Below are 7347 nucleotides of genomic sequence, written 5' to 3'. Positions count from 1 at the left end.
GAAGAGAATAAGAAAGGAGACGGTCATGAGAGCGAGAACGGCAGCCAGCACACTGGCAATGGTAATGGGGAGCGTAACGTCGGCTCTGGCGGCATCGGGGGCACGGGAAGACAACAGCGGCGTGTTCGTATGGATTTTCCTCGGCTTCTGCGCCCTGATCATCGTGGCCCAGATGGTACCGGCAGTTCTCACCATGCTCGGCATCGTCAAAGGGGTGAAGGAGAGCTTTGGAGAGAAGGTTGAAGTAAAGAGCCACTGAAGCGGAAGGCAACCGCCGCGGCACCGAGATTGGGCGCCCGGTACAGGAGAATCAATGGAGCCGCAGAACCAGTGAGGCCGTCCCCCATGAGCGGGAGACGGCCTCTTGTTTGTCGGACGCCCGGTTTTCTCATTCTGCCTGGAGGGATGCGATGAACGCCTGGGCAATGGATTTCTCCATGTCGCGGACCAGCTTGTCGACATTCGCCTGGACAGTGACCAGTTCGTCGCTCAGTCCGGCAATGGCCCTGGCGTTAAGATTGTGCTTCATGAACAGGACCTGGTCGTGGAGTGGGGTCAGGGCCGGATCAAGTTTGGCTTCGGCCCTCTTAGGAGGAACTTTTATGGAGTGGCTCTTGTGTGGAAGGTTGCGGGAAACGGCAAAGAAAGGTAATAGTGGGGGACGGATGACGCGTGCAGACCCATGCCGCGTATCTCACTCCCTTGTGAAAGGAAACCGATTTCGCCATGCCACGAGCCGCCGCAAAGAAAGCCTTTGTCGATACCCTGTGCCGCGAGAATCCCGAGTACGCCGAGGTGCTCGCCCTCTTTAGCGAGTTGTATGCAGCCATCGAAGGGAGGGAGGGGGAGACCGGTCTGACGGTCACCCTTCCGGAAAGTCAGGTGACCGAGCGTTTGAGTGGCGGGGTTCCGCTTGTCTCTTTCGATGCCATTGCCGTTGATCGCGAAAAGGCGATGGCGTTCATTGGGACGGTGATCGACGTGATGCAGCGGGTGGGGAACGACGGCGGCGAAAGCCTGGAGCGGCTCCGGGAGGCCCTTGCCGACGGGAAAGCCGACATTCCGGCGCTTCTGCGGGGCTGCCTGGCCCGCGAGCGTCGGGCCATCCTCGAAACGGCCCTGGCGGTGCGCATCGACCCGGGGCTCCTGGAATTCGCCCTTCACACCCCCCTCAGGACCGCCCTTGAACAGGCGGCCGAGGGGGTCGACCCGGCCCGGTTTGCGGGGTGGGACCGGCACGTCTGCCCGGTCTGCGGCTCGCCGGCGGCCATGGCCGAGCTGGTGGGGGAGGAGGGAGAGCGCCACCTTTCCTGTTCCACCTGCTTCAGCCGCTGGACCTTCAATCAACCCGCCTGCCCCTTCTGCGGCAACGACGATCCGGAAAAGCTTACCTATTTCACAACGGGCGACAGTCCCCACCGGGTTGATGTTTGCCTTGCCTGCACCCAGTACATCAAGACCCGCATGTCCCCCTCGGGGAGCGCCGAAGTGCCGCCGGAGCTGGACGATCTGGCCACCGTTCTTCTGGATCTGCTGGCGGCCCAGGAGGGGTACCGACGGGGCAGATGATTATGTTTTTGGTGCGGTTTTGTTTCCAGATTGTTTTTTTCATTTGGATCGTCAGAACTTCTTCCGTTGCAAGGCCTTCGTTGGGCCTGAACACCTTCCATCTTCAGTGATCGGTAGGGGCGAAGCAAACGCCTTACCTGCTTCGCCCCTACCTTTCCACTCTTTCTTCGTTGTCAAACCACCGATACATTCAATCCCTCCCTTTTTGTGCCTCCATCTCTCTGTTGCCTCCCTTTGTTACTATCCTGTAATTTTAATGGTTGCCATTTGTCGCTTATAAAATGCAACGTTGTCGAGACAAAATGATACATCGCGGGACAAAATGATGCATTGATTGATTGCCAAAATCAGCTGCTGATCGAAGCTGTACCGTGCTTTGGTGTAGATAATTTTAGTTTTTCCAGGTTGTTATTCGATTAGCTTGAAAGATTGGAGTCGTCTCAGTATCTGGCATATATGTTGATGTATACGAGCATGAGATGCCTTTAAAATTAGATATTATCAATCAAAACACGACCAGTCCGGCTTTCCGGACAGCTCCGAATCGGGACACAATACGAATTATCGACATGACAGGGGGGGGTATGGGAAAAAAAGCGGTGCTTCGTGACGGTGTATCACGGAGGGATTTCATCAAGACCTGCGTCGCGGCCACAGCCGTCATGGGGCTGCCGTACAGCATGCACACGAAGGTTGCCGAGGCTGCCCAGCGGGCCGGCCGGCCGCCGGTCATCTGGCTCCACTTCCAGGAGTGCACCGGCTGCTCCGAATCGTTGCTTCGCTCTAATCATCCGGACGTGTCATCGCTGATCCTCGACACCCTCTCCCTCGATTACCACGAGACCCTCATGGCCGGTTCGGGGTACCAGGCCGAGAAGTCGCTCCACGACTCCATGCACGCCAACCACGGCAAGTACATCCTCGTGGTGGAAGGGGCGATCCCCACGAAGGACAAGGGGATCTACTGCAAGGTGGGAGGGGTGACCGCTGTCGATTCCCTTACCAAGGCCGCCGAGGGGGCCGCCGCCATCATTGCCATCGGCACCTGCGCCGCCTACGGTGGCATCCAGTCTTCCCCCCCCAACCCCACCGGCGCCGTGGGGGTCCGGGACATCATCAAGAACAAGCCGATCATCAACATCCCCGGCTGCCCGCCGAACCCCTACAACTTCCTCTCCACGGTCCTCTACTACCTGACCTTCAACAAGCTCCCGGAGCTCGATTCCCTGGGTCGTCCCAAGTTCGCCTACGGCCGCAAGATCCACGAGCACTGCGAACGGCGTCCCCACTTCGACGCGGGTCGCTTTGCCGTTGCCTATGGCGACAAGACCCACGCCGAGGGGTACTGCCTCTACAAGCTGGGGTGCAAGGGGCCTGCGACCTTCGCCAACTGTTCCGTGCAGCGCTTCAACGACGCCGGGGTGTGGCCCGTCTCGGTGGGTCACCCCTGCATCGGCTGCACCGAGCCCGATATCCTCTTCAAGAAGCCCATTGCCGAGAAGCTGCAGATTCATCTGCCGACGCCTCCCGACACCTACGCTCCGGCCGAACTGGGGCAGAAGGGGCCCGGCGTGAGCCCGCTGGCCACCGGGGTGGTCGGCATCGCCGGCGGCCTGGCCCTGGGGGCCGGCACCATGCTGGCAAAGAAACTGCCCAGCGGGGAGGAAAGCCATGAAAAGCACGAATAGGCGCGACTTCCTGAAGCTCATGGGGCTCACCGGCGCCGCCTGCCTGGCGAGTGCGGCCCCCCTCTGCGCGTCCACGGCCCCGGCGGGGGAGAGCAACACCGCCATCGCCATGCTCTACGACGCCACCAAGTGCGTCGGCTGCAAGGCGTGCATGGCGGCCTGCAAGCGGGTGAATTTCGACCAGAACAACCTGGGCTACGAGCACCTCGCCACCGACACCGACAAACTCTGGGACGCCCCCAAGGACCTCTCCGGCGACACCCGCACGGTCATCAAGCTCTATAAGGAGTCGGACACCCGGTTCTCCTACGTGAAGCACTCCTGCATGCACTGCACGAAGCCGGGGTGCGTATCCGCCTGCCCGGTGAAGGCCATGACGAAGGACCCGGTCACCGGCGTGGTTGCCTACGACAAGAACGCCTGCATCGGATGCCGCTACTGCCAGGTGGCCTGTCCCTACAACATCCCCCGCTTCCAGTGGACCAAGGCCATTCCCCAGATCGTCAAGTGCGATTTCTGCAAGGAGACGAACCTGAAGGCAAAGGGACAGCCCGCCTGCGGCGAGACCTGCCCCGTGGGGGCCATCGCCTTCGGCAACCGTAAGGCTCTGCTGGCAGAAGCGCACCGGCGGATCACGGAGAACCCTGACCGCTACATCGGCAAGGTGTATGGCGAGAAGGAGGTGGGGGGCGGCAATCACCTCTACCTGGCCGCCTTCCCCTTCAAGAAGCTGGGGCTCCCCGAGTTGCAGGAGGAGTCGCCGGCCGCGCTCTCGGAGCATATCCAGCACACCATCTACAAGGGGTTCATGGCCCCGGTGGCCCTCTACGGGACCCTGGCGGTCATTGCCCTGAAGAACAAGAAGGGGCAGGACAAACTCGGGCACGGGGAGGACGACTAAAATGGGACACCACGACGAATACCAGGTTCAGCCCGGCAAGATCTTCACCAAGCCATTCTTCATCCTCCTTGCCCTGGTCGTGATCGGCTTCGGGCTCATCGCCTACCGGTTCTTTGCAGGCGTGGGGGCCGTGACGGCCCTATCCGACGGGTTCCCCTGGGGGATCTGGATCGCCTACGACGTGGCCACCGGCACCGCCTTTGCCTGCGGCGGCTACGCCCTGGCGCTCATGATCTACATCATGAACCGGTGGAAGTACCACCCCCTGATCCGCTCGGCCATTCTCACCAGCGTCTTCGGCTACTGCCTCGCCGGTTTCTCCGTCGTGGTGGACCTGGGGCGCTACTGGAACGCCTACAGCTTCTTCATGCCGTCGCGGTGGCAGCCCAACTCGATCATGTTCGAAGTGGCCCTCTGCGTCATGTCGTACTCCACGGTCCTCATCATCGAGTTCCTGCCGGCCATTCTCTACACCCTGGAGCACAGCAAGTGGCGGTGGGTGCGCGAATCGGCCCACTGGCTCCATCCGCGCCTCATCTCCAACGGCGACGCCCTCCACTCGGGCCTCCTGGCGGTGGGCAAGGTGGCGGGGCACGTGCAGGTGCGGCTCGACAAGGTGCTGATCTTCTTCATCGTCCTCGGCATCACGCTCCCGTCCATGCACCAGTCGTCCCTGGGCTCAATGATGATCATCGCCGGCGAGAAGCTCCACCCCCTCTGGCAGACCGGTTTCCTGCCGCTCCTCTTCCTCATCAACTGCATCTTCATCGGCTATGCCACGGTGATGTTCGAGTCGATCCTCTCCTCCTACGGCTTCAAGAGGGCCTTCGAGGTGCATGAGCTGTCGGGCATCGCCCGGGTCGTACCGTGGATCGCCGGGCTCTGGATGGCGGTACGCTTCGGCGACCTCATCTGGCGGAACCAGATCCCGAGCATCTTCGCCTTCGACACAAACGCCTTCTTCTTCCTGCTGGAGGTGGCCCTCATCGGCACCGGCGCCTTCATGATGCTCACGAAAAAGAACCGTTTCTCCCCCCGCGAGCTCTTCATCTCCGGGGCGCTCCTGATGCTCGGCGGCGGTCTCTACCGCTTCAACGTCTACCTCATCGCCTTCAACCCGGGCGATGGGTGGAGCTACTTCCCGTCGGTGGCCGAGTTCATGATCACCGTCGGGATCATCGCCTTCGAAATCCTCGGCTATCTCGTCCTCGTCAAGATCTTCCCGGTCATGCCGAATCCGAAGAAGCACTTCGAGGAAGAGGTGGAGGAAGAGGCTGGCGAGCTGGTTGGCGACGCAGTGTCTGCCCGGGTGTTTGTGGGTAAATAGGGAAGTTCACCCGTAGGGGCGGCCCCGCGTGGCCGCCCGCCTTTTGCCGGTGAGACCGGCAGGGCAACCACTTGGGTTTGCCCCTACAAATCATCGAATATCATTCTGGAGGAATACATGTCCAAACGCATCACCATCGACCCCATCACCCGGATCGAGGGTCACCTGAGAATCGACGTGGAAGTGAACGGGGGGCAGGTTTCCAAGGCCTGGTCCTCGGCCCAGATGTGGCGGGGGATCGAGACGATCCTCAAGGGGCGCGACCCCCAGGACGCCTGGTCCTACGCCCAGCGCTTCTGCGGCGTCTGCACCACGGTCCACGCCATCTCCTCCATCCGCTCGGTGGAAAATGCCCTGAACGTGGAAGTGCCGCTCAACGCCCAGTACATCCGCAACATCATGATCGCCCAGCACTCGGTGCAGGACCACATCGTCCACTTCTACCATCTGTCGGCCCTGGACTGGGTGGACATCGTCTCGGCCCTGAAGGCCGACCCGAAGAAGGCGGCATCCATCGCCCAGAGCGTCTCCGACTGGCCGGGGAACAGCGAGAAGGAGTTCAAGGCGGTCCAGGACAGGCTCAAGGCCTTCGTGGGGGGCGGCCAGCTCGGCATCTTCGCCTCGGGCTACTGGGGGCACCCGGCCATGAAGCTGCCGCCCGAGGTGAATCTCATCGCCGTGGCCCATTATCTCAAGGCCCTGGACTACCAGCGCCGGGCGGCCCAGGCCGTGGCCATCCTCGGCGGCAAGAACCCCCACATCCAGAACCTGGTGGTGGGGGGCGTCGCCACCGCCATCAACATGGAGAACATGGCCGCCCTCAACATGGAGCGGATCGCCTACCTCCGCACCCTCATGGAGGAGACCCGCGAATTCGTCCAGAAGGTCTACTACCCGGATCTCGTGACCATCGCCTCCTTCTACAAGGAGTGGTTCAGGCACGGCGCCGGCGTCACCAACTACATCGCCGTCCCCGAGTTCGCCGAGGACACGCGGAACACGAAATTCGCCCTGGCCGGCGGCATCATCAACGGCGGCGACCTGGGCACCTTCAAGCCCATCACCAACCATCAGGATCAGCCCCTCATCCAGGGGATCACCGAGGGGGTGGCCCACGCCTGGTACGAGGGGGCCGACTCGCTCCACCCGTGGGACGGGGAGACCAAGCCCGACTACACCGACTTCCAGGAGAACGGCAAGTACTCCTGGTGCAAGTCGCCGCGCTTCAACGGCAAGCCAATGCAGGTGGGGCCCCCGGCCCAGGTCATGGCCGCCTACGCCTCCGGCAACCCGAAGGTGAAAAAGCTCGTGGACGACGCCGCGGCCAAGCTCGGGATAGGACTCAAGGAGATCCACTCCACCATGGGCAGGCTCTTCTGCCGGGGCGTCCGGGCCCACGTCATGGCCGACCTCTCCCTTGAGTACCTGGACAAGCTGGTGGCCAACGTGGGAAGGGGAGACTCCACCTACGCCAACCACACCGAGATTCCCAACGGCGAGTACAAGGGAGTCGGCTTCCATGAGGCGCCCCGGGGCTTCCTCTCCCACTGGATGGTCATCGACAGGAAGAAGATCAAGAACTACCAGGCGGTGGTCCCCTCCACCTGGAATGCGTCGCCCCGGGACGAGCAGGGCGTGGCCGGACCCTACGAAGCCTCTCTCGTCGGCAACCCCGTGGCCCAGCCCGACAAGCCCCTGGAGGTGCTCCGCACCGTCCACTCCTTTGACCCCTGCATCGCCTGCGCGGTCCACACCATCGACCCGGCAGGGAAAGAGATCACGAAGGTGAAGGTGCTGTAGATACATTTAGTAGGGGCGCCGCTTGCTGCGCCCGCCTCAGACGTGCATCAGGGCGCAGCAAG

General features: G+C 62.0%; 7 protein-coding genes. 6 read left to right on the top strand and 1 reads right to left on the bottom strand.

Translation table 11 applies throughout. From position 1 onward, the window contains the following. The first annotated feature begins 25 nt into the window (after nt 1-25). Nucleotides 26-259: a hypothetical protein gene (locus tag RCH91_RS14320; RefSeq protein ID WP_373694397.1), complete on the top strand. Its 234-nt coding sequence runs from the start codon at nt 26-28 to the stop codon at nt 257-259. Nucleotides 260-388: 129 nt separating this feature from the next. Here RCH91_RS14320 and RCH91_RS14315 read toward each other — a convergent pair whose 3' ends face one another. Continuing rightward, nucleotides 389-604 carry a DUF2959 family protein gene (locus tag RCH91_RS14315; protein ID WP_306535650.1) on the bottom strand — a complete coding sequence of 72 codons (216 nt, stop codon included), beginning with the start codon at nt 602-604 and terminating at the stop codon, nt 389-391. Between the two features lie 122 nt (nt 605-726). Here RCH91_RS14315 and RCH91_RS14310 point away from each other — a divergent pair, with 122 nt between their 5' ends. The 5 genes from RCH91_RS14310 (at nt 727) to RCH91_RS14290 (ending at nt 7285) form a co-directional block, all read left to right on the top strand. Next, on the top strand, nt 727-1569 hold the full coding sequence (locus tag RCH91_RS14310) for a formate dehydrogenase accessory protein FdhE (RefSeq protein WP_306535647.1): 843 nt from the start codon (nt 727-729) through the stop codon (nt 1567-1569). Nucleotides 1570-2153: 584 nt separating this feature from the next. Then, on the top strand, nt 2154-3257 hold the full coding sequence (locus tag RCH91_RS14305) for a hydrogenase small subunit (protein ID WP_306535646.1): 1104 nt from the start codon (nt 2154-2156) through the stop codon (nt 3255-3257). Further along, nucleotides 3241-4158 carry a hydrogenase 2 operon protein HybA gene (gene hybA / locus RCH91_RS14300; RefSeq protein ID WP_306535645.1) on the top strand — a complete coding sequence of 306 codons (918 nt, stop codon included), beginning with the start codon at nt 3241-3243 and terminating at the stop codon, nt 4156-4158. The genes RCH91_RS14305 and hybA overlap by 17 nt, the downstream gene beginning before the upstream one ends. Nucleotide 4159: 1 nt before the next feature. Then, entirely contained in the window at nt 4160-5485 is a 1326-nt protein-coding gene (gene hybB, locus RCH91_RS14295) for a Ni/Fe-hydrogenase cytochrome b subunit (protein ID WP_306535644.1), read from the top strand. Nucleotides 5486-5602: 117 nt separating this feature from the next. Beyond that, on the top strand, nt 5603-7285 hold the full coding sequence (locus tag RCH91_RS14290) for a nickel-dependent hydrogenase large subunit (RefSeq protein ID WP_306535643.1): 1683 nt from the start codon (nt 5603-5605) through the stop codon (nt 7283-7285). The last annotated feature ends 62 nt before the right edge of the window (nt 7286-7347 follow it).

This window comes from Geobacter sp., assembly GCF_030834625.1.
Lineage (GTDB): Bacteria > Desulfobacterota > Desulfuromonadia > Geobacterales > Geobacteraceae > Geobacter.
Note: the sequence above shows the minus strand (reverse complement) of the source record. Positions and strands in the feature narration are given on the sequence as shown.

What these genes read in the sequence shown, in the direction of transcription:
- hybB (WP_306535644.1), top strand. Translation starts at nt 4,160, where the DNA reads ATGGGACACCACGACGAATACCAGGTTCAGCCCGGCAAGATCTTCACC.
- hybA (WP_306535645.1), top strand. Translation starts at nt 3,241, where the DNA reads ATGAAAAGCACGAATAGGCGCGACTTCCTGAAGCTCATGGGGCTCACC.
- RCH91_RS14310 (WP_306535647.1), top strand. Translation starts at nt 727, where the DNA reads ATGCCACGAGCCGCCGCAAAGAAAGCCTTTGTCGATACCCTGTGCCGC.
- RCH91_RS14305 (WP_306535646.1), top strand. Translation starts at nt 2,154, where the DNA reads ATGGGAAAAAAAGCGGTGCTTCGTGACGGTGTATCACGGAGGGATTTC.
- RCH91_RS14320 (WP_373694397.1), top strand. Translation starts at nt 26, where the DNA reads ATGAGAGCGAGAACGGCAGCCAGCACACTGGCAATGGTAATGGGGAGC.
- RCH91_RS14290 (WP_306535643.1), top strand. Translation starts at nt 5,603, where the DNA reads ATGTCCAAACGCATCACCATCGACCCCATCACCCGGATCGAGGGTCAC.